This is a genomic window from Paenibacillus sp. FSL H7-0690, from assembly GCF_037980415.1.
Taxonomy (GTDB): Bacteria; Bacillota; Bacilli; order Paenibacillales; family Paenibacillaceae; genus Paenibacillus_AQ; species Paenibacillus_AQ odorifer.
In genome coordinates this window covers 927,793-951,566 of sequence record NZ_CP150281.1, presented here as the reverse complement: position 1 = coordinate 951,566, position 23,774 = coordinate 927,793, and the positions used below count along the sequence as shown (strand labels likewise).

Here is a 23,774-nt window from a genome sequence, read left to right as displayed (position 1 = left end):
AATTTATCAGGAAGGAAAAGGGGACAAGGCCCCCTTTTCTAGTTTTTTAGCTTTGTGATGCGTCAAGCAAGTCGTTCCAGGCCTTCGTAATTCGCTGTCCGCGCCAAATATCTCTGACCGTGGCATCGGGATAAGCACTGTACCAGCCGGATGCAGTGATCTGATGGTTGGCGATGAAGTCTTTCGCTTCCGAAGATTCAATTCCCGGAAAATCCTTCACTTCATTAAACATGTTATTCAACAACTCTGGAATTTCAGTTCCAAAATCATCGATATAACTATCCCAGTCGCCATCATAAGCCGTCGCGAACAACAGCCGCGTGTCGTTATCAAAGATTACGAAGCGCATGTCGTGAACGGTCGCGATCTTCGCCATCGTTTCGGCTTGTCTCGATGCACTTTTTTTCAGCTTCTCACGGAGACGATCCGCCCCACCTTCTTTAAGCGGCGCAATGATGGTAAGCTCAGATATTTCACCTTCCCGCAGGCCGGCACGTCCAGCGCTTGTAATTGGATTAGTCTGATCTTGTCTTTCTAACATGTTTATTCCTCCTTAGATGTATGTTGATCCAACTCTGCCATCCACCGCAATGCAGTCATGCTGGGAACAAAGAAATACTCCCCGCCTTTGGTGATTGAAAAACTTGGAATTTCTTTCATCCGGTGGCGAATAGGTTTGTCCGGAATGGTAAACATCCCTTCCCCCTCATTCTTACCGGTAATAGGGTCTTTCTCGGTTGACATGCCCGCGAAATTGCCTCCATTTAACCAATCGCTCTTGATAAACTCGAATTGGCGGGACAATGAGCTGCATATACCTGCAAAAATAAGGCCTCTATCCTGACCATCATCCTCCATTACACCTTTTGGCAGTATAGGGCCATACATCGTTGACCGCCGGAGCAACCGGTGAATGTTCACATTAACAACCGAATCCTGCAAGCTGTCTCGGGGAAATGCACGACGGATATGCGAGCTTACCGGACATTTCAACCCTTTATGATCATCCCCGTACGTAAATGCGTTCCGTCGGCTGACGTCTTCGCCCAGTGCCGGGTCATCTGCTTCAGGAGCCAGACTTAAAGGGGCTCCGCTCGGCCATCTTCCTACCATTTTAGCGGCCAAAAGTTCTTCCTCTTCCCGGTTATCCGCATGCTCCCGCAAATAACGACGGAAAGTCGCGACCCTCATATGCAATTTGCGGAAACTGAGGTAACTGCCATTGTGGCCAAGTTCTGCCGGCTGTGGTCCCTGTGTTATAGTGCCGGATTCATTTAAATGCCCGAACAGGAATTCACCGGCTTTAATCTCCGCTTCCTGTCCCACCGCATTGGGTATATGGTTTCCTTCGATTCTCGGATTGCTGATTCCATCCATGAAGCCCAGATGAGTACGTCCGTCAGGATTCATTCCGACATCCAGCTGGTAAACGACGGATACACCATTCAGTTCGCAGTGGATTCGACGGGCTGCTTCTTCTGCTTGTAGCAGCGCTTCTTTGGTGGGCGCGAACAGAGCAAGCGCCACATCGACTTTGTCAGTACCCAGCGGGTCTTCCCAGTGCTCCGGGCTGCTTTCGTTTACATCCCCTAGCTTAGCTGCCCGGGCAGCCATGCCCTCCCGGAACTCCAGGTCGAAGCTGTTGAGTGACTCCTTGGGAATCCCCAGCTTCTGGAGTCCTTGATAGGTAAAACCAACGTTGACCCAAGCACCTTCGTGAGGATTATTCCACTGTCCGGCCGACGTCACTTCGTCGAGAAGCCGCTTCAGCATCACTTTCCCGTCCTGTTGATGATCGATAGACAGCAATACATAGGTTCCTACGTAGGGGGTAGGCCGTTCTTGTAAGACGATTCCTTGAATGTCATCATAATTCAGTTCTTCCGTTTCTGTACCTATGACGCTCACTCCTCCCTCGTCTTAAAGTTGTTTTCATAATATTAAAAACGGGTATTCTCTCATCCGTCTCTCGATCTAATTAAACTTAGCCCTAAATGGTTAATCAGGTTAACAGTCCTCCCCAACTAGACAATAACGGTACATTGTCTAAAAAATAGACACATCGTTAGATTTGTCTAAAATCGAGACAAAAAAGAGATATTCTAAAACCGGACCGGCTTTAGAACATCTCTTATCTTCGACTAACCTCACAAATCATATTCATAGTTATCAAACTTGCCATCTGATGCGAAGACATATTCGCAGATGTTCTCACCCCATCTAGCTATAACACTAAAGACGCGACCCGAAGTGGGAATATCACTGGTGGATGCTGGAGGGTTCACAAATTCATATTTCCCTTCGACGAGTGTTACAGGAACTTCTACAATTGGAAGCTGCGATTCATCAAAGCTCTCAGTTAGATAGGCCATCTTTACTGTGACTTCACTCGGTGCGTAATCTCCAAAGTCGACCTGCAGTTTCTCCCCTGGTTTCAAACGATGCAGCCCCGTTAGAAGCGTAGGTTCACTATGCCAAGCCGTATAGTAAAAGGAAGCCCGATCATAGTCCGCTCCATTCCAGCTCGTCTTTAGAATGACATAATTCTCTATAGCATCTGTACTATTCTCATGTGTAATGATAAGGGGCGACGGTTCAGCAGGACTTTTGAAAGAGCTCTCGGATTTACTCATTATTCCTCCGCGTTCCCCAAGCACCACCGCACCAATGATAACTACTGCCAACAGCATCAATGAAATCAATAATATCCTTTTAGACTTATTCCTATATTTGATAATAGCTCCCGCCTTTCCTTAAACTTCTAACCCTTCTTTCATTTAACACTTGATCATCAAGCCATGCAAGTGGGTAGCTGATGAATTATATAGCAAATCCAAGAGTTAACTCTCCTTCTATCATATTCTATTTCTAGGAGGTGAATATAAGATGACCATTCAGTTTGTAGATTTAAGACTATCCAACCAAGCTGCTTCGGATGCTACACCAGCAGTTATTCCACTAGCGGCGACTCCCCTTGTTTTTGGGGATATTGGTATTCAGACCGCAGGCGTGTCGGCTGAGAATCAAGGCAATGTCCGCGTACTTTTGACCGGATTTCTAAAAGTAGAAAACAATCCTCTTTTCAATACCAATACCGTTAATGTTCGCAGAAACGGAACGATCATTTTCACCACGACATTTGGGGTTGCGATCAGCAGAGAAAATGAAGCCTTCGGTTTTACAGCAGTAGATATTCCACCACCAGCGGCTGTCGCAACAGGTCAAATTCAGTACACAGCAGAGATCTTCACAAATGCAGCTGCAACAGATCCCTTTAATAATGTCCAAGCCAGAAACTTTAGTGGCGTTGCAGCTGCGGGTAACTCCTAACATGAACATGTAGTGGGTGAGGGAGCGAATTGCCCCTTTAAAAACAGAAGCTCAACCAAAGGTACTGGTTGAGCTTCTGTTTATTCCCCAAATAATAGATTCAGAATCCGTTCATCCGCCTTTCGGTTCTTCCCTTTATAAGGATAACAATGAATATGAATCGCTGGATTAAAGTTAATCTCAATAACGCTATAGTTCGTATCATTGGCTTCTTCCTTGATGTCATCAATCATCATATCCACTCCACAAAAAGTAGCGCCCGCAGCTTTAGCCGCTTGAATCGCCAGAGCCTTATAACTATCTGGGATCTCATCCGTAAAATCCAGGCTGTCACCACCCGTGCTAATATTAGAGTTCTCCCGAAGATAGATGACTTCGTTTAATGGAGGAATATCACTCCAAGCCTGAGCGTGGTTGTTCAAGAACATCGCTTCTGCTTCACCGATCTGAATTTTCTCAAGTGGTGTCTTGTACCCACGGCCTCTTAACGGATCCTTATTTTTCTCGTGCACTAGTTGTTCAATCGTATGTACACCATCTCCAATCACATTTGCAGGAACCCGGTGCAATACTCCGACTACTTCATCACCCATGACAAGAAAACGATATTCTTTACCCGTCATGAATTCCTCTAGTAGCACTGTTCGATCAAACTCGAAGGCGATTTCGAAGGCTTTTTGATAATCTTCTTTAGAGAAGTCGTCTGTAAAAATAGTAATGCCGAGTCCAAAATTGGTTGATTTGGGCTTAATCACAATAGCCTTGTTACGGTAAGTGCCATGCGCATTCATTGCCTCTTCCAGATTTCGAAAAGCTTCTCCTGCGGGAACACGAATGCCTTGCTGTTTAAGAACTTCTTTCGTAACGATCTTATTCTCCATGATTAATACCGTACTATAAGAATCAAGGGAGGTCTTCGTAGCTTGCTTAATATATTCTTTATGATCACCTTGCGTAAGAACTACAAAGTTCTCTTCCCGATCGATCAATTGAAACTTAATGCCACGTTTAACCGCTGCCTTCAAAAGAAGCTGTGTAGATAGCTCCAGATCCTCATATCCCACAAAACGGTATCCATTCGCAAGACTTTCCTTAGCATATTGTTTAGCTTTATTCAGATGGTATTGTACAAAAGAGGATTGTTGAACTTCCGACTTCACAATAGCTGCAAAACTCCGGTCTGGCTCTACAATTTTATTCTTAGCTCCATGCAATACGTTCAAAAACACTTCATTCTCCGGGTTCAACAGTTGGATCATATTCTGCATCTCATGAATACAAGTTAATGCCTGCTGCTCCATCGTTGTACATGAATCCCCGTAATCATGCAAACATCCCTTTATTCCTTCCATGATTAGTTGATCATGATTAAGATTCGCCATCTTCTGATCCTCTACTCCGAACGGTTCGTCCTCCTTCAGCAGCATATACAGGATAAAAAGATGAATGAAAATCATCGTTTCTTTGCCGATTCCTATTTTGTAGAGTGGATTCAAATCAATAAACCGAAGCTCCAAATAAGCTATCCCATCTTGCATCAGTTCCTCTAAAGGATGTTTGCCTCTTGCTGTCTTCACTCTAACCGGACTATAAAACTCTTTTACACTTAATAATTCTTCCGATTCGATCAAAGCTTGTAAATCATGAACATAATCCTTTAACGAAGCAAAAGATACATAAAGAGGTTTTTCATTTCGATACCCACATTCGCTATTCCGCAGTGAATTCATATTCTGATAATAAAAGCTTTTGTCGTCATCTGATTCCCCGCGAGCAACACATTGTTCCATATAAGTCTTATCAAAAACAGGGCTGGCGCCTGTTAAATAGATAAGAAGCCAACGGTACCGCAATAGGTTACGGGCTATTTTTAAGTAGGTAGCGTCTTTGAATTCTTTAAAGCTCACCTGTGGATCTGCTATGTCATGAAGCTGTCTCAGAAATTGTTCATCAAAAGAGAAATTGTAATGGATTCCGCTCAGCAATTGTCTTTTGCGACCGTATTTGTCTGCTAGCTGATGTCTGTATTCATCCTCAATCGGATTACCCATCTTGGCAATGGGGATGTCCTGATCATTCGGTAGCCTTGGAGGATTACTACTTGGCCACAGATATTCTTCCTTGAGCTCAAGCGACACAATATCCTGCAGCGCCTCCAGAAAGTTATAAGTCTCATCAATAGAATCAAAAGAGGGGGTGACCATTTCAATTTGACTCTCTGAGAAGTCGGTTTGAATATACGGATTCTCCATTTTGTTGCCAAAAGCTTTAGGATGTGGTGTCAGCGCAAGTCTTCCCTCTGGATCCACTCTGACATTTTCTTTTTCCAATCCAAATTCGCCGTGAAAAAGCTCCTTATTCAAATGGTTATCCCTCAGAAGCTGTATGAGTTTACGATTTAATAAAGCCATTTCAACGATCATCCTTTGCTTAGTAGTTTATCTGCTGTTTGTTCATTTTGAATAAAGATCTTCTAAACCAGAACACAAGAATAACCCCTTTAAACACACTGCTTAGAGCAATCGACATCCACACCCCATTCAGGCCAAAAGGTTCGGATAAAATCAAGGCTAGTGGAATTCGCAGTGCAGTAAATGTAATACTGAAGATCGGCGGGATATGAGTTTGGCCAATGCCGTTAAACGCACCTACTGTCATTAATTCCATACACATAAATAATTGAGAGTAGCCAATGACGCGCATATAATCAGTGCCTAATTCCAGGCTTGTCTGATCTGATAAAAACAAGGAAAATAGCTGCTGCGGGAACGCAATAAATATAAGCGATATGATCACGCCAAAGATGGAGGTTAAGATCAAAGCCTTACGATATCCCTGCCCTATACGGTCCAATCGGCGTGCTCCATAATTTTGTCCAAAAAAGGCAGCAATAGCTCCCTGTAGTCCTCCAATAGTCATATAAGAAATAGATTCAATTTGAATCCCTACTTTTTGCACCGCAATCGCATCCGCCCCAAAACGTACTATGATCTTAGCAATGACGATCGATATGAGCGTAAAGGTGACCCGTTGGATTGTGATCGGAAGTCCCATACGAATTACTTCTTTCATTTGACGAATGTCCCATGCTGATGTGTTCGAAATGATTTCTGACTTTCTTGTCTTTATGATAAAAAGAGCCGTAACTAAGATGTTCGCTGTCAATGTTGCCGTGGCTGCCCCCGCTACTCCCCAACCTTCAAAACTGCCCCAGCCAAAAATTAAAAATGGATCAAGGACGATATTAACCATAAGACCAACAGAGAAGATCTGAAACGGTTGTTTACTATTTCCCATCGAGTTTAAGAGTGTGGCAAACAAAGTATTTACGATGGAAAATACCGTCCCGAAGATCGAAATCATTAAAAATTGTCGTGCCATCCGTTCAACTTCATCACTTCCAAGATCAAAAAAACCAATCAACTGATTGTTGGTCAACAGAACTAAACTCATATAGAGAAGTCCTAATAAAATAGACATCGTAAACCCGTTTTTCATATAAGATTTAGCCTTCTCTATCTGGCCAGATCCCATACAAAACGCAACCTTAATCCCTGTACCGATCGTAATCATAGTCGACAATGCAATCGCTAGATTAATGAAAAAACTCGCCGTGCCAATCGCGGCAACAGGACCACTTCCCAATCTTCCAACCCAAATCATATCGACGAGGCCATAGGTTGTGGAGATGAAATTCGTCGCAATAATGGGAAGCGTTAATTTCATTAAGGTAGGCATAATAGGACCCTGAGTCAAATCATTCATGCCCTGCAATTCCTTCAAATCTAAAAACACCTTCTTCATCTGAGTTTCAGATTTATTATATAACCAAACACTTATATAATCAATTGATTATATTTGAGCAATCTACTCAGAACTCCTAAAAATTATATAAATTGTGTAGACGTCAAAAGACAGTTCCTAGTGCACAAAATGTGCCTACCGGAACTGTCTTTTTTTCGTAATTAAAATTTCTTTTGTTTTCAGTCGAAAAGCTATTGAAAATGGAATATAGTTCGTTTACAATAAAACAAATAAAAAGTTCTATAATTATAGAACTAATAAATGTTTCAGTAACTTACTCAAAGGATGGAGAAGCTCATGAAATATAAAGTAGAAGTCGATTTTGCCCCCATGTATGAATGTGTGAACAGTATGACTGTTTTTCTAAGCAAGCAGAACCATACTGCTATGGATTCCGGTAAGCTCTGGGTACGTGAAGTCCAAGCAAGATTTGCCCCGATGTTGCTTCGTAAAATGCAAGAGGTCGTTAAGAAACTTGATGATTTCAGTTTGGCTCCCTACATTTGGTGCTGTCCAGTAGAACGTTCGGTTAGCAGCTTTCTGGATTGGTTTGACGGGTTAACTTCGGGTGAACTGTATGAAATATCTGGACGTTTCGGCCAATCGGTCCCCTCTAATCTTTCCGAGCTAAGGGACACTGCCTCTGACATCCTGCGCGAATGGAACGCGGGTTACTTCAATGGAATCGACCCTAATATCCTCAAAGGGCTTGAACAGGAAGCCGAGTCAAGACGAACGATACTGAATGGGAACAATGATATGGAAGTCTTTGAAGCAGCAACCGACGGAATGCGTCTCTATCCAACCGAACGTCTGAAGCAGGTCATTATCATTCCGCAATATCATGCCCGCCCACTGGTCACCACCTCTATGTTTGATGAATTCGTGTTCACTAGCTACTCTTGTGATGTTCTCCCTCCGGAAGCTGGCCGGCCTGCTCCAGCACTACTTCGCCTTACCCGGGCACTCTCGGATGAGACGCGGCTGTATATCCTTCGTTTGCTTACAGGCAAGCAGTTGAATTTCACGGAAATCGTGCGGGAAGTCGGACTTTCTAAAAGTACAATCCACTACCATCTGATCGCGCTGCGCGCAGCAGGACTGGTCATTGTCCATACCAACGTTAAAAGCACATCGTACAGCCTGCGATTGGAAGCCTTAAATGGGCTACCGCAGCAGATTGGGTCATATCTAGAGAGTCAAGCATAAACGCCTTAAGCGTCCTTATAAGGACGGTAAGTGTATATGCGAGAAATATAAGAAAGGAGCAAACAGGCTATGATAAAACGCAGCTATTATGGTTTACTCTCAACCATAACTTTAAGTGCTTTTGGGGATGCTTTTGGCTTGTTGGCTATGGAATGGCTCGTCTATGAGCTGACGGGTTCCAAACTAGCGATGGGAGCACTCGCGCTCAGCTCCGGCATACCTGAGCTGCTGCTGCGCTTGCTGGGCTCGCCGCTGTCCGACCGACTCCACCGGGTACGCTTTATGGCCTGCTTGGCAGCCATTCGCCTGCTGGCTATAGCATTGCCACTTGGCATGGGTCTGGCTGGCCAACTGCAGCTGTGGCATCTGTTTGTCGCCGCTGGTCTCAGCGGGGCCTGCGCCGCCCTGTTCATGCCAACAGCCATGGCTGTTATTCCCGGCGTTGCCGATAGCCGGAAGCTGGTGCGGGCTTTTGCTATCATCGATGGCAGTAAAAGTGCAGCAGTCTTGCTGGGCCCCGCCCTGGCTGGGGCGTTGACCGCTGCCAGTGGCGCGCTGCCAGCCCTTAGCATCAACATGTTATGTTACGTTGCGGCCATCACTACCTTGCTGTGTCTGCAGAAGCTACCCAAGCCCTCTCCAGCTCCAGGCCGTTTCTCCATTGCCATCTACGTTCGCGAAATAGCTGAGGGCTTTACCTTCTATAAACAATTCCCCGCCATGCTTACGATAATGATGATGGCCTCTATTAGTAATCTAAGCTCCATTGCCGTCTGGACCATGATGGTTCCTTTTGTACGCGAAGTGCTCCACCGTGATGCGGCGACGATGGGCACACTTAGTACAGTTTTCGCACTTGGAACCTTAGTCGGGCTAAGCGTCATTTCCATGATAGGGGAAATTAAAAAGAGGCGGTTTGTCATGCTCGGCAGTCTGGGGACCATCGGTTTAGTTACAACATTATGGGGGTTATTTCCTAGTTTTTCTTTTGCTCTCGCCGCCGTATTCGCCACCGGAACGATAGGCCCCTTCTTCGGCTCCTTAAGCTCTTCACTCCATGGACGTCTGGTTCCGAGCAATCTGCAAGGAAGAGTCAACTCCATCCGTTTTTTAATCGGTGGCGGTTTACAGCCTTTTGGTGCTTTTGCCGGCGCCGCGATTGCTGAACTCTATGGTGTGCCTGCACTTTTTGTCATCGCCGGCTTGCTTCCAATGCTCTGCGCCAGCGCAGCCTTGCTGCTCCCCGGACTCAAAACACTGGACGGTGACCTCTCCACACTTGAAGCCACTCATCGGCGCCCCGTGGTGCAAAGTTCATCGCAAAGTGTTGTAACTGAGCGATAGATGGTAATAGGTTTAAAAAATTCATTTTAATTATTTATGATGAAATGAATAAAAAAAAAGAGATGCTTATAAGCATCTCTTTTTTTGACTATACAGTTAACCTTTGTCTCGGATAACTCGCCGTCACGCACGATTATTTTATGTATAAATAATAACATATATTCTAAAATTAATAAAGAAAAAATCATTTAATACCTAGTTTAAACCAATCTGAATGCTTTCCCCGCCCCATTCTTTCGAACATCTTTACCATTAAGCTTTTTTCACGTTTTGAATTACAACGTCTAAAATAAAAATCTTTAAATAGCTTTTCTATATCTTTTAGACTTTCAAACTGGGAAAATACTAATAAAGTGTCATATAGTCTTATTTCATAATAAGTTGAAATTCCTGCAGTATTAATTTTGGTTCTTAAACCTAAATCATTTATCAAACCCGAATCAATCCTTAAACGATTCGATGTCCGAAATCTATTAACTAATTGAAAATGTGCACAAGTATTTCTTAATTCAATAAAAATTCGTACTGAGTTGATAAACTTTTGTTTATCAATGTACTTCATCCCCATATCTTCAATGACCTTTTCAAAAACATCTCTTTCAAATCCTAATAATAAACTAAAGAGAGAACCAAACTCAAGGACTTTAATAGTCACCCAGAACGGCGGGTGATCATAAGTAGATATATAAGGATATTTAGCTCTGCAATGCTCAATGAAATTACTATACGTAGCCCCATTGAAATAAATATTTGCCTGAAATATTTTATGTCCTGAAATATTCTTAGCTAAATCTTTAGGTAAACTCAAATGATTTGAACGTGGATTCGTATACTTATTAATATCAATGTAACATGCAGAATCAGAAGCATTTAAATAATGTTTTTCACAAAACCGATATGCCATAGAAGATTTCAAACGAATTTCAAATTTATCTAAAATTTTCAAAATCTCTAAATTCAATTTTTTATCAAAATCATACAACAATAAAAAGTCTTCAAAAAAAAGACCATTGTATTCTTTATTAGTAGCTTTTGAATCAGTTAATAACAATGTTTCAAATCCATTTATCAAGTCAAAATAATTCTTTTCTAATAAATGTCGTTTAGCTTTTTCTTCATCTCTAATAATTAGTTTTCTTTCTTTTAATAAATCAATTTGTTGGTCTAAAGACTTGAATGTTTTGGTAACATGTGTGCTCAAATAAATCTCCCCATTATTTTTAATCTATTTATTTAAAGGTTCTATAATTTTCTAAATGAGCGAGCTACCTAGTTTACTTCCATTTTTCGTAAGAAAATGTTAAAAACCACTCTGAATTATACATTAAATAAAAAAATAGGGATATGAACTTCTAGGACGTTTGGCATAATGAATGAGATACTCCACAGAATCGACAAAAACAGGCGATACCGGATACCGGAACATCGCCTGTTTTTATAAGTCTTCACCTAAGAGCATCGCTACTAGGTATATTCTCTTTTCAGTGGTTTGTCACAGTGGCTTGATTCGTAGCCACTAGTTCCCCTCCCCCTTCCGGTAAAAACCGAAGCGGGAGGCGTTGAGCCTTTAGTTTGTATTTGTGTTTGTGTGTTTGTGTTTTGGAATTCGCGCTGATAGCAGCGGAGAGAACGGACTGATTGTGGAAAAGCGGAGCGTCCGCCAGCGTAAAAAGCGCACAAACCTCCAAAAGCTAATACCAAGAACCTAAGGCTCAATCAACCCATATTTCGTTTTTATCCGATCCAACTTCTCAATCATAGGATTAGCAATAAAAAACAAAAACACCACCGTCGAGATCGCATGCACCATATCAAACCAAAAACCTGAAATATAAGTGGTCATTAAAGCCGGCCATGAGAACTCTGAAGTGAACATCATCAGCGAGCCTATATTGATAATGCCTCCGTATACGAAAAACGTCGCTAAGCCTCCGAATATACACAGCGACAGCTTATTCTTTTTAAGCAGACCCTTCTTGAAGAAAATGCCCGCCAGGAAGCCAATGATGCCAAAACAAAACATTTGCCAAGGCGTCCAAGGCCCCTGCCCAAAGAAGAAATTCGAGACAAAGCCTGCAACAGCGCCAACCAGAAACCCTGCCTCCGCACCCAAGCTTACCCCTGCGATGATGACAATAGCAACCACTGGCTTAAACTGCGGCAACATAAAAAAGGCTGCGCGTCCCGCCACGGCAATGGCTGCTAACACCGCTATAACGATCAGCTCCCTCGCCTGCGGCTTCCGGTTCTCGAATACCATCGCAAAAGGAATCATCGTATAGATAACAATTAATAGACTGATAAAATAATACTTCCGATCATTTAGCACAAAGATGCCTAATAAAATCGTAGCTGGAATGACTATGAGGATTAGTAGTGCCGCTAATAAAGTTCGACGACTCAAACGACGATCCGTTATCTGCTTCTTTGACATAAATCAATCACACCCTCTATCGTTACTCCCTCATTCCATACATGACGCGCCATACGGTTGGCGGCCGTTGTATAGAAGCTGTTTCCCGCAAAAAACTTCTGTGCTTCATTCGTAGTGATGATACTTCCATCAAAAAACATGGCGCAGACCTCAGCGTATTTGGCACAAAATTCAACATCATGCGAGACCATTACAATAGTAACGCCTTCGGCATTGAGCTTTTGCAGGAATACGGCTAGCTTCTCTTTGAAGGGTCCATCCAGTCCTTTGGTCGGTTCATCCAACAGCAGAATCTTCGGTTCTAACAAAAGCACCTTCGCCAACGCTGCACGCTGTTGTTCTCCCCCGCTGAGATCATACGGATGCATGGAGAGGAGATGTTCCAGTTCTGCGAACTTTACCACAGCTTCAACTCTGGCGGTTTTTTCTTCCTTCGTCAAAGAGAGCTGGGATAACATTTCATATAAATCTAGCTCGACTGTTTTTTTCACAAATAAGGTTTGCGGATTTTGCGGGAGGATGCCCAGATTGTTAGTAAACAACGCTTTGGCATTCATCTTCGCAGGGTTGCTCCCGCCGATAAGAACCTTCCCTCTGTATGGCTGAAGGATCCCGCTCATCAGCGACAGCGTCGATGTCTTCCCTGTTCCATTCCCGCCAACAATACAATAAAATTGCCCTTGCTTCACTTCAAACGACAAATCTTTAATGATATCCGGTCCATTTTTATCATATTTAAACCATACGTCCTTAAACTTTATGACTACAGGGCCGGCCTCTTTCGTGCTAGGCTGAGTTTCTGCCATCGTTGCAGGAGTCTTACCCTTTAGAAAAGCATCCAACCATTGGCGCCCTTCCTTCACAGTCACAGGCCACGCTAAGTCATGATCTACTCCTGCAACAATCTGCATCGGTGAGGGCATGGACAGAAACATCGGATGGTTCAGCTTACTTAAAGCCTCGCCCACCTTTTGCGGGGTATCATCGGCGATCACAACTCCCTCATTCAGCACAATCAACCGATCTGTAAGCGGAAGAACATCCTCTAGACGATGCTCGGTCATGATCACGGTTGTTCCCAGCTCACGATTTATTTTTTTGACCGTCTCCAGAAAATCGGAAGCCGCAATAGGATCTAGCTGGGAGGTAGGCTCATCGAGGATTAGAACCGAGGGATGCATAGCCATTATGGAGGCTAAGTTAAGCAGCTGCTTCTGGCCGCCTGATAACTCAGTCACACTTTTATGAAACCAGGTCTGGATCCCAAAAAAACTGGCCATTTCCGCCACACGCAGACGAATAGTAGAATGATCATACCCCAAACTCTCCAGCCCAAAGGCAAGCTCATGCCATACTTTATCTGTCACTATTTGATTGTCCGGACTTTGGAGTACATAACCAATTTCCGCTGCCTGCGTTCTTTGATCAATCTCCTCTACAGGTTGACCCTTATAATAAATTGCCCCTTGGCGATTGCCATGTGGGGTTAGAATTGTTTTCAGTTGTCTAAGCAGAGTGCTTTTGCCACAGCCTGACTTTCCACAAATAGTAATGAAGTCTCCACTTTCAATCGTAAGATTAATATTCGAAAGAGCCGCTTGCTCTTGTTCAGGAAAAGTAAAGCTTAATTCTTCGATTCGATAGATTTCCATTTCATTGCCTCCACCATATTGATGAGCACTGGGATCATACATAACGCAAAATAAGCGATATATATAAGAATACTAAAGGACGTAATTGCGCTCGCTTTAATCGACGGATGGAATCTCATGGTGTTCTCACCCATCACTGCCCCTACGGCTACCAGCGCAATTAAGCCTGTCATGATCAAGAGGGCTACTTTGTCTCGGGCATCTAACCGAAAGATAGAAAAGCTTGTACGGCCCGGCAATCCATACCCTCTCGATCTCATGGAATCTGCTGTCTCAATCGCATTTTCCAAAGCCCAGGTGGTCATAATGGAGAGGATCGTAATGCCATTCCGCGCACGCGCGAGGAGATTTCCCTGTGAGACATCCCGGCCTATACATTTTTGAGCATTCGAAATCACCTTGATTTGCGCTAAATATCTAGGAACAAAACGAAGCACCATCGAAAAAATCAACGACAGTGCCGGCAGTATTTTTCCGAATATATAAATAAACTTATCCGAGGTCATCACGACGTTATAACAGGAGAACCAAATAATTACCGTCACAAACATACACGCCGCTGCCACGCCATAAAGAATCGATTCCTTCGTAATAGGGTTCCCGTTGTTTAAATAGAACAAGATCGTTACCCCTTGGTGATTAAAAACAGGATTCATCACTGCCATAAACAGCAGAAAAGGAATCATGTAAAGCAGATTAAATCGGATGCCCTTTTTTCCTTTTAACATAATTGAGTAGGCTACAGCACTAATAAGGGCAATCACTTGAAATATAGGATGCATGAACACCATGCTAAACAGCAATACAACAACAAAATATAGAAAATTCACAAACGGATGAAAGGTAGAAAAGCTATCCTTCATTATTTCTGAGCTCCTCCTGTGGCTACATAACCACCCACATCTCGACCTAGATCACAAGTGTATACCCAATCAATGACATCTCCATCTTTGAGAACATAACGGCTACTGCCGTAGTTAGGGAACCAGCCATTTACTTTGTACATCCATCCACTGAGCTCTCCAGCATCGAATTCATACAGATTATTTATGCCTTCAATATAATTACTGTTATAGATCGGCGTCATGCTAAATTCCATATGGATTTTATTCTTTTTCATTTCTCTTAGTAAAACATCAAACACAGACTCACCTTCATAAAAGGTTACCTTCTGCGCTTTATAAATGATACCATCTGCCGGCAATACTTCAAGCTTATCCTGATTAAAAATATCCATGTTATCTAAAATTGTTGCTGCTGAGACGGACAAGGTAGCCGTTAATTGCTTCTTCTTATCTACCGTTGCATCTTGCCATTCCACTGGTTTAGGTTTCCCGCTTGGCACTGGATCGGTAAGAAATTTATCCTTTTTCGGTTCCTGCTTGGTTTCTGTTGTCGCTACTTTTGAATCAGGTTTTGTTACGGGTTTTGCCGTCGCTTTCGTTTCCGGCACGGACGTTTTAGCCGCTTTCGGCGTTGCGGTCGGTTGCTTCGTTGCAGCAGGTTTTGTTGTTGCGACCGGTGTTACAACTTCTGTTGGTGCTGCAGTTCCTGTTGGTGTTACAGCTTCCGTTGGTGTTGCCGATTCATTTGGTTTTAGGGTTTCAATGGGCTTAGCTGTTTCACTTGGCGTAGCTGACGGTGTTATCTCTGTTGTCTCGGTAGCGATGGCCTCAGTGGGTTCAACATCATCATTTGTTGCGGAAGCAGTGTTCTCTGGCTCTATAACCTGTGTCTCAACGCTACTATTTGCGACCTTGTTTGGGCTCTTCTGGTAATCCCCGCCCCAAAAGAAGGCGATAGCCAATACACCTATGATTAGTATCACGGTTAACCATTTCTTCTTGTTCATTTCTCTAGTCCCACCTTAAATAATAAGCAAGGGTATACACGCTACCCTTGCTTATCTCTCTAAATATAATTCTATTTGACGTCTGTCATATCATAAAGACGGGTCTGGCCATTAACGAGCCGATCATAGGAAACCAGTGCATACATCGCCTGATCCGTAGCCATAAGATCTACTTCTCCTGGTTGCGCGCCTCCATTGCCTACTCCACCCTGCTTCACGTGATAAAAACCACCTTCAGGTGCAGCAAAACTAAGCAATGCGTCTACTGCGGAATGTCCATTTTTAATAAATCTGGAATCCTTATGCGGGTCAATACCAAGGCCAGTTAAAGCTACAATCACCTGAGCGATGCTTTCGGAATTTGTAGATTCCCAGCTTGCAAAACCACCGTCTGCTGTCTGTGTTTTGGATAACCAAGCAATCCCCCGGTCCACAGCAGCTGTTACTTTGGCGTTGGTTTTGTAATAAGGCGTTAAGCCTTGAATGACCATCCCCGTGATATCTGGATCAGCCGCTGTAGCATTACTGCCTAGTGCCCATCCACCACCGCTGATCTCTCTGCCCAAAATATAATCAATGAGCCTCTCTCTAGTCGTCTGCGTCTTTACATCCTTAACCACTGGAATGTCGTAATGATTACTGTCCAGTGCAATGAGAGCAAACACAGGTCCGTTAATACCTTGCTTAATTACAGTATCAAAATCCGCGAGCGGTTCCAGTAGGTTATAACCCGCCACTTTATCAATATTTTTGTTGATTGAAGTTAATGCCAAAATAACTCTATCATATTCCGTATATTTTACGCTATGCAGCTTCCCAGCTTTTTCTTTAAGAGTTGCTTCTACATTCGCGTAGTACTTAGTGTAATAACTATCTGGAACCTTCACGCCTGAACGAGCCAGCCCGAACACTGTCCAGTCCCCGCCAACCGAGGAGATAACCGGGTTTGTTACTGTTTTTTGCAAAAAGGCAGCTGTGTTCTGAATATAAGAACTAACTGCTTTATTCTGAATAGTCGGACTAACCACTTTGTTCCCACTCTTATAATCATGGGTTCTAGTAGCTACAACAGCCGCCATTTCTCTAGTTACAAGCTCTTTAGGTTTAAATTGATTATCATCACCTAACATCAAACCAGTCGCAACAACGGTCTCTACATCTGCTTTGGCCCATGCCGATACGGTGTTGATATCTTTAATCGCTGTTCCTGGCTTCGTCGCCGGGATGGCCAATGCTCTGACGATAATTGCTGCCATCTGCTCACGAGTAATCTTGTCATTTGGCTTAAATTCATTATTAAAGCCTGTGATTAGACCTGCCTTATGCGCAGCATTCACATATGGATAGAACCAATCACCTAGAGCGACATCCTTATAGGTAATGCCTTTATCACTCTTAATATCAAGTTCTAATGCAGAAACGAGAATCTTAGTGAACTCCGCTCTTGTGATATAAGCTTTCGGATTCACCTGGCCATTATTACCTTGGATATATCCTTTTACTGTAGCTGTTTCAATCGCTGAATAGGCCCAGGAAGAGATCTTATCAGCATCTGTATACAGTTGTTTAATATCATTCGTGTTCTGGGTAGGATCCTTAGGAGTCACTGTTGGAGATGGACTCACATTTGGATCAACGCCGGCTTCCGGATTAGCTCCCCCACCAGGAGCAGGAGTAGCACCAGGCTTAGGCGTTGGGGTTGGAGTAGGGCTTGTAGTTGGTATCGGTGCATTTAGATCCACACCCAAATTCGTAGTATAACGCCACTGAATTCTGTCCCCGGAACTTAGGTCATATGAAGATGCTCCATAATTAGGATATTTCCCATTCACATTATACATCCATCCACTGCCGCTGCCATGGTCAAATTCCCCATCACCAGCTATGGATTCAACATATACACTTCCAAAGTCACTGTTCCAGGAATCTCTATAGTCGATACCGCGGCTATCCAGCACTCTTTTTAGTACAGACCACACTGTGTCACCAGATTGTAGCTCTACCTGTACAGATGGAACAACATATCCCTTATTAATCGTAAGCTTATCCACGGACAGGATTACATATGGTTTCGATGGAGTGGTTCCGCCACCATTGTTGCCACCATTGTTGCCGCCATTTCCTTCACCATTTCCGCTACCATTACCGTTACCACCGTCGCCGCCAGGTGTTTGTACTGCACTGGAAGCATACGCAATGTAGTCAGTGAAGTGATTGGTTTTTACAATTAAGTCATTTCCACTATCATAGGCATACTCAGACTTACCGCTTGCAAAACCTAAGTCATCACTTGCAAATTTTTGAATGGCATGAGGGGTGCCATTTTGAATATAAGCAGCTTCTTTTCCTTTAAGGTCCTTAAAGGTTAACGTAATAAATTGACTAAATTCTACTCTTGCACTACCACCCATGGAAAATGCTTGAAGAATGTTATCAAGCTTCTTGTCCCCAGGAATAATCTGATTCACACTATCTTTTAGTGCAGATTCTGCACCGGTTAAAGCTGAAATCAGTTCAATCGTTGAGGCATCCCCACTCGTAACTTTTGCACCCTTAGGAATGACTACAGATACGTTACCTTTTATGGCCTCTATCTGAGGAAGGTCGCTGTTACTTGGTAAATTGACACTAACCTTTGATTGATTTTCTTCTGAAATAGCTACTGTGATTTCTTTGTTGCTATCTCCAGCGCTGATCGGAACGATATAATCATTAGCGTCATTTGGGATTTCAACTTTCGGGTTCTCCCCAGAAGGTAACGGAAGTTCTTTCGGACCCTCTGGTTGCCCAGGCCCCGGTTCTTCTGGTTGTTCCAGTTGCACATCATTCATATCAAAGAGACGGTTGCTATGATTGATCAGACGATCATAGGACACAAGAGCATACGTACCTTGGTCCGTCGCCATATTGTCCACTTTGTCTGTGAGGATATGCTTAAATCCACCCTCAGGTGCAGCAAAGCTAAGTAATGCATCAATAAGCGAATTTCCACTTTTAACAAATCTAGCGTCAGTGTGCGGATCTACGCCTACACCAGTTAAGGCTACAATTACCTGCGAGATACTCTCGCTGCTAGTGCTTCCCCAGCTTGTAAATCCGCCTTGATTGTTTTGGTTATCGGACAGCCATTGGATGGCCCGATCCACGGCAGCTTTTACATCATCACGGGATGCATAATAAGGTGCAAGAGCTTGCATCGCCATCGCAGTCATATCGACATCGGCTTTGGTTACGCCTAATTCCCAGCCACCAGCTTCTGCTGTACCTTTTTTAACCTCTTTATCTAAAATGTACTGAACTAGTTTTTCTCTTGTGGTCTGTTCTGTAACTCCATCAACTACAGGAATCTCATAGTTATGGCTATCTAGCGCAATCAGAGCAAAAATCGGACCATTATTGCCTTGCTTTTGGATATATTGATAATCAGCGAGTGCTTTTCTCAGATCATATCCCGCAACATTTGTGATATCTTTTCCGATAGAGGTAAGTCCTAATATTGCTCTGGAATTCTCTGTGCTTTTATTGGCGTCGAGTTTTCCATCCTCTTTAATGATTGATGCTATTTTCGTTGCTACATTGTTGTAATAAAGATCGTAATAACCGTTAGGTACTGTATAGTTCGCCCGGGCCAGAGAAAGGATCGACCATTCTCCGCTGCCTGTTCCAAACGTTGGATTCTTTACAGTATTTAAAATATAAGCAAGGTTTTTATCTAACTGTTGTTTGACGGCAACTGAAGTTTCCAGTTTGTAAGTAACCTGATAAGTTACATTTGTTTTGTTTCCAGCTCCGTCAAGAGCCGTTACAGTAATTGCATTACTGCCTGAATTCAGAGTAGCTTTATACTCCCCATTTGCAGGTGATAAAGTAACTCCATTCAGCTTCACTTCTGGAGTAATGTCACTATATACATTGTCTGTGACAGCTACTTTGAAGCTTATTTCTTTATTGGATACTTCCTGTTTATCTTGTATGCCACTTACTGTAATAACAGGGGGTTCTATGTCTAATGCATTATTAAGACCGACAAGCGCATGATCTACACTTATTTGAGAGCTTGCCATGTTTTCGAGCACGGAATAGGCTTCATAAACTGCCGATTGCACTACTGGTCTGTCCAAAATAGTTTCTTTATTAGGGGCACTGTTAATCTCGGCGATTTCCGCAGTTAAAGCATCCTTATTGGCAAGTTGAACTGGGATTTCCCCCCAGCCGCCAAGATCAGAACCATAGCCATAAGTGGTGAACTGAGTTCGAATGATGTCACCGTCTTGAGGCTTATAATCGGTCATCCCAAACGGAGGAAACACATTATTTACTGCATACATCCAACCCGACATGGAGGTGTAGTCAAACTGACTTAACCACTCGGGGTCTGCTTTAGTGCTGACTGTATTCCCATCGGCTGAAATCATATCTAAAATATATTGTGGAATATTGACTTCGCTTCTGCCACTATCTTTAACTTCTGATAAATAAAAACCACTATCTATATTTCCTAAATATCTATAATTCCCATCACCTAGCGCACGTGTTATTAAAGATGCGCCATTATCGCCTTCATAAATCGGAACTTTAATAGGTTCCTTAATATACCCTTGGCCTAAGGTGAATTTCTCTACGGATACAGATACATACCCTTTAAGGGTAGAGCTTGCTCCATCTGCTTGAGCCGGGATTACACTTGTAGAGAATGTCGTAATAAATACAGCTACAATAAGTAACCACGCTAAAAACTTATTTTTCTTCATTTTTCCATAACCCTTCCCTTCATACCTATGATAAAAAACAGAATAAACTTTCTCATAACCACAAAAAAACCACTCAACATAAACGTCAAGAGGTTAAGATAGTGAACCACAGTAATAGCTGGCAAACACTATTCAAGCACCTCTCTATCGATCGTAGAGTTTGATGGTGTAACAGAAAAAGGCAGATATTCTGGCTCAAGTATCATCACCCTTGCTGCCTTCCCAGTTTCCCAGTGGCATTTTGCAAGGACTCCTCTTTCACAGCGGCGGGACCGCGCGGGATTCACACCCGCTTTCCATTTAACCAATCTATGATTGTACTTCCGCAACATTCATAGTTGGCACCTATTTCTAATTTTAAATTTTCATGCTTCATCATATCTAATATATATGCTTTTGTCATGTTATATTTCTTTTTTGTATAACGGGCAGCTAGAGATAATCCTATTGAATAACCAATTTCTACGAGTAGGGTTATTCAAATAATTTCTTTATCCAAGTGTGGGGTAAATTAATTTAAATCACTAATTCTTATATGAATTTACCACAAATTAGTAAGGTACTCGCTAAGTGTATTCTATGTTAGGGTATATTCAGAAAGCGTTTACAAAATAAAACTGGAGGTGTTTGTATTCATCTAACCACCGAGTACAGCGTCAAAGCCAGGTCCAAGCATCCTAAATTTATCTCACAAAGGAGAATTCAATGACTACGCGAATCCAGAAATCCTTCTTATCATTGACACTTGTCACCGCTCTTCTGCTCTCTCTGTTCTCATCCATGGCCGCAGCTGCAACTAAGGACGAGCAACAAGCTAAGGCAGCGCCAAAGAGTAAGATCCAATCCTATGTAGACGAAATGCAGCCCGGATGGAACCTTGGCAATACTTTAGATGCTACAGGTGAGGATGAAACCTCCTGGGGCAATCCACGTGTGACCCAAGATCTTATTAAAAAGATCGCCGCTCAAGGCTATAAAAGCATTCGGATTCCTGTGACCTGGGATACTCACATGGGTGCGGCACCAGACTATACCCTAGAAAAGGCCTACCTCGATCGTGTGGAAGAAGTTGTCGGCTGGGCACTGGACGCCAAGCTTTATGTCATGATTAATGTCCATCATGATTCCTGGCTATGGGTAAGCCATATGGAAGAAAAACACGATGAAACGCTGGCACGTTATAATGCAGCTTGGACTCAAATTGCCGATCGCTTCAAGGACAACTCCGATAAGCTGATGTTCGAGAGCATAAATGAACCTCGATTCACCGATGGTGGAAGCACAGACGAAGCAAAAATGGAGCAAATGCTTACTGAACTTAATAACTCTTTCTATCAAATCGTGCGGAAATCCGGTGGGAAAAACGACCTCCGCCCACTTGTATTACCTTCATTAGAGTCTTCACCTACGCAAACAAGAATGGATCATCTCTATAAGACGATTACGGCTCTGAACGATCCAAATATTATTGCGACCGTTCACTTCTATGGCTTCTGGCCTTTTAGTGTGAACATTGCCGGCTACACCACGTTTGAAAAAGATACAAAAAACGATATCACTCAAACTTTTGATAACGTTTACAATACATTTGTAGCTAAAGGCATCCCTGTCATCGTCGGCGAATTTGGTTTATTAGGTTTCGATAAAGACACGGGTGTGATTGAACAGGGCGAGAAGCTTAAATTCTTCGAGTATCTGACTTATTATTTGAAAGAAAAGAAAATGACTTCCATGCTCTGGGATAACGGGCAGCATTTCAACCGTAAAACTTATAAGTGGTCTGATCCTGAACTCCACAATGTATTAATGTCTGGTCTGAAGGAGCGTTCCTCCAGCACCGAAAGCGATTTGGTCTACCTAAAAAAAGGTGCACAAATCAAAGATACCAAGGTTAAGCTGAACCTGAACGGCAATAAGCTAACCACCATTAGTGCCAACGGAAAGTATCTGACCAAAGGTAAAGATTACACCTTAAATGGTGAGGAGCTCATCCTCAAAGCCAGCCAACTTAAAAAGCTCACAGCTGACCAAAAATACGGTGAAAATGCCGTGCTGACTCTGAAATTCAACAAGGGTGTTGCGTGGAGACTTAAGGTGATTGTGTATGACACAGCTAAATTAAGCGATGCAAAAGGCACGACTGAATCCTTTGCCATTCCGACCACCTTTAATGGTAACCAGCTTGCCACAATGGAAGCTGTGTATACCGCTGGTGGCAATGCAGGTCCGCAGGACTGGACTCCATTTAAGGAATTCGGCAATACCTTCTCACCTTCTTATAACACTAAAGAAATCAAGCTGCTTCCCGCGTTCTTTAAAGATGTTAAAGACGGCGAGGTTATCCTGAAGTTCCACTTCTGGAATGGGGATATTATCACCTACAAGATCACGAAGAGCGGAACAAACGTTGTAGGAAAGTCCTCTTAAGCATCGGTCCTGTTAACAACACAAATAGGGGTGTCCTTCGCAGGAACATCCCTATTTGTATTGTACCGATCACATATAAACCTCGTCATACGAAATTATCATCAACCGATAAATTAAATATACGCCAAGATAGGCTCCGGTAATAAGAAACATTGGATTCAAAAATATCGCATGGATCGAGGTCATAAACACAGCGCGATCTCTTAATATCTCGTAAATCGCCAAGGCGGAAATATTTCCAAAGATAATCGCACTTAAGACCGAAACAACATTAAAAACCATACGCCACTTTATCGATTTCCCCTGTAACATCAGCATAACAATGGGAACAAGAATACTACCAAGTACGATTAGAAATTTCATCCAGCTCACCTCGGTAAATTTTTAATCGTCCAATTCCACACTTTCGATTTGTCCATCTGCATTTACCGTCCACTCGATTTCAACGCCATTATTCAATCCGAGCTTGTCTTCATCTTCAATGACTATATGATCAGGAATCGTTAAGGTTTGCTCTTTACCGCCCTCCACTTGAACGGTAACCTGTTTACCCTTAACCGCAGTGATCCTTCCGTCATATTCAATCTGCTGCAAAACAATCTTTTGATTCGGATCTGTAATGGTGACCCGCTTGCCTCCGTCAGTTAGCAGCTCAACCTTTTTATGATAGTTATCTTTTAACGAAACCTCCTTGATAACTCTCTGAACGCTAACCCCCTCTGGAAGTTTCCCAGTATTTGAGCCGGGTGACGCAGATGTTAGAGGTTGTTCTGTTGCGTTATTTGTAGGTACAGGTGTAGTTGCTTCTGCAGAAGGTGCTGCAGTTTCTACTTGAGCTGTTGGAGTAGGCACTTGAGTCTCATCCGCTGCTTTAGTGCAACCACTTAGCAATACCGTACATGCACAAATACAACAAAGAATTGTAGCCCTAGAAAAACGTTGTGTTGTTCCTTTATTCGATATCATCTTTT

The 23,774-nt window shown here is 43.0% G+C and carries 17 protein-coding genes and 1 riboswitch; of the genes, 4 read left to right on the top strand and 13 right to left on the bottom strand.

Annotated features, from left to right (window positions below):
• Positions 1-46 precede the first annotated feature (46 nt).
• From MHI32_RS04240 to MHI32_RS04230, 3 genes are all read right to left on the bottom strand, one after another.
• Complete coding sequence (locus MHI32_RS04240; RefSeq protein WP_076179118.1) at positions 47-541, bottom strand: hypothetical protein; 495 nt, start codon at positions 539-541, stop codon at positions 47-49.
• Between the two features lie 2 nt (positions 542-543).
• Positions 544-1,908 (bottom strand): Dyp-type peroxidase, encoded by a 1,365-nt coding sequence (locus tag MHI32_RS04235; RefSeq protein WP_081383601.1) that lies wholly within the window; start codon positions 1,906-1,908, stop codon positions 544-546.
• Positions 1,909-2,147: 239 nt separating this feature from the next.
• A complete protein-coding gene (locus MHI32_RS04230) occupies positions 2,148-2,702 on the bottom strand; it encodes a hypothetical protein (protein WP_076179117.1) in 555 nt (184 codons plus the stop codon).
• A gap of 184 nt (positions 2,703-2,886) precedes the next feature.
• On the opposite strand from MHI32_RS04230, the gene MHI32_RS04225 reads away from it, so the two are divergent.
• The gene (locus tag MHI32_RS04225) at positions 2,887-3,330 is read left to right on the top strand and encodes a hypothetical protein (protein ID WP_036684901.1); all 444 of its coding nucleotides are present in this window, start codon (positions 2,887-2,889) and stop codon (positions 3,328-3,330) included.
• Positions 3,331-3,410: 80 nt separating this feature from the next.
• On the opposite strand, the gene gshAB is transcribed toward MHI32_RS04225, so the two are convergent.
• Together gshAB and MHI32_RS04215 are read right to left on the bottom strand one after the other, a co-directional pair.
• The gene (gene gshAB, locus MHI32_RS04220; protein ID WP_340011944.1) at positions 3,411-5,741 is read right to left on the bottom strand and encodes a bifunctional glutamate--cysteine ligase GshA/glutathione synthetase GshB; all 2,331 of its coding nucleotides are present in this window, start codon (positions 5,739-5,741) and stop codon (positions 3,411-3,413) included.
• Positions 5,742-5,760: 19 nt separating this feature from the next.
• Positions 5,761-7,113 carry an MATE family efflux transporter gene (locus tag MHI32_RS04215; protein ID WP_340011943.1) on the bottom strand — a complete coding sequence of 451 codons (1,353 nt, stop codon included), beginning with the start codon at positions 7,111-7,113 and terminating at the stop codon, positions 5,761-5,763.
• A 318-nt stretch (positions 7,114-7,431) separates the two neighbouring features.
• Between MHI32_RS04215 and MHI32_RS04210 the strand changes: the two genes are divergently transcribed.
• Together MHI32_RS04210 and MHI32_RS04205 are read left to right on the top strand one after the other, a co-directional pair.
• A complete protein-coding gene (locus MHI32_RS04210) occupies positions 7,432-8,343 on the top strand; it encodes a winged helix-turn-helix domain-containing protein (protein ID WP_340011942.1) in 912 nt (303 codons plus the stop codon).
• A gap of 69 nt (positions 8,344-8,412) precedes the next feature.
• Positions 8,413-9,687, top strand: a complete 1,275-nt coding sequence (locus MHI32_RS04205) for an MFS transporter (protein WP_339171432.1) — start codon at positions 8,413-8,415, stop codon at positions 9,685-9,687.
• Between the two features lie 184 nt (positions 9,688-9,871).
• Here MHI32_RS04205 and MHI32_RS04200 read toward each other — a convergent pair whose 3' ends face one another.
• The 6 genes from MHI32_RS04200 to MHI32_RS04175 form a co-directional block, all read right to left on the bottom strand.
• Positions 9,872-10,888: an Abi family protein gene (locus MHI32_RS04200; protein WP_340011941.1), complete on the bottom strand. Its 1,017-nt coding sequence runs from the start codon at positions 10,886-10,888 to the stop codon at positions 9,872-9,874.
• A gap of 504 nt (positions 10,889-11,392) precedes the next feature.
• Positions 11,393-12,121, bottom strand: a complete 729-nt coding sequence (locus MHI32_RS04195) for an ECF transporter S component (protein ID WP_036684891.1) — start codon at positions 12,119-12,121, stop codon at positions 11,393-11,395.
• Positions 12,103-13,773, bottom strand: coding sequence for an ATP-binding cassette domain-containing protein (locus tag MHI32_RS04190; protein WP_076305187.1), 1,671 nt, complete (start codon positions 13,771-13,773; stop codon positions 12,103-12,105). The genes MHI32_RS04195 and MHI32_RS04190 overlap by 19 nt, the downstream gene beginning before the upstream one ends.
• Positions 13,746-14,636, bottom strand: coding sequence for an energy-coupling factor transporter transmembrane component T (locus tag MHI32_RS04185; protein WP_081391938.1), 891 nt, complete (start codon positions 14,634-14,636; stop codon positions 13,746-13,748). Before MHI32_RS04185 ends, MHI32_RS04190 begins: the two co-directional genes overlap by 28 nt.
• Complete coding sequence (locus tag MHI32_RS04180) at positions 14,636-15,625, bottom strand: DUF4430 domain-containing protein (protein ID WP_340011940.1); 990 nt, start codon at positions 15,623-15,625, stop codon at positions 14,636-14,638. The genes MHI32_RS04185 and MHI32_RS04180 overlap by 1 nt, the downstream gene beginning before the upstream one ends.
• A 71-nt stretch (positions 15,626-15,696) precedes the next feature.
• Positions 15,697-20,376, bottom strand: coding sequence for an S-layer homology domain-containing protein (locus MHI32_RS04175; protein WP_340011939.1), 4,680 nt, complete (start codon positions 20,374-20,376; stop codon positions 15,697-15,699).
• A gap of 162 nt (positions 20,377-20,538) precedes the next feature.
• Positions 20,539-20,740, bottom strand: a riboswitch (cobalamin riboswitch).
• A gap of 341 nt (positions 20,741-21,081) precedes the next feature.
• On the opposite strand from MHI32_RS04175, the gene MHI32_RS04170 reads away from it, so the two are divergent.
• Positions 21,082-22,803, top strand: a complete 1,722-nt coding sequence (locus MHI32_RS04170) for a cellulase family glycosylhydrolase (protein ID WP_340011938.1) — start codon at positions 21,082-21,084, stop codon at positions 22,801-22,803.
• A gap of 69 nt (positions 22,804-22,872) precedes the next feature.
• Here the strand turns inward: MHI32_RS04170 and MHI32_RS04165 are convergent, their stop codons facing one another.
• Both MHI32_RS04165 and MHI32_RS04160 read right to left on the bottom strand, forming a co-directional pair.
• Positions 22,873-23,166, bottom strand: coding sequence for a transposase (locus MHI32_RS04165; RefSeq protein WP_076128620.1), 294 nt, complete (start codon positions 23,164-23,166; stop codon positions 22,873-22,875).
• 21 nt (positions 23,167-23,187) lie between these two features.
• The gene (locus tag MHI32_RS04160) at positions 23,188-23,769 is read right to left on the bottom strand and encodes a hypothetical protein (protein WP_340011937.1); all 582 of its coding nucleotides are present in this window, start codon (positions 23,767-23,769) and stop codon (positions 23,188-23,190) included.
• Positions 23,770-23,774 lie beyond the last annotated feature (5 nt).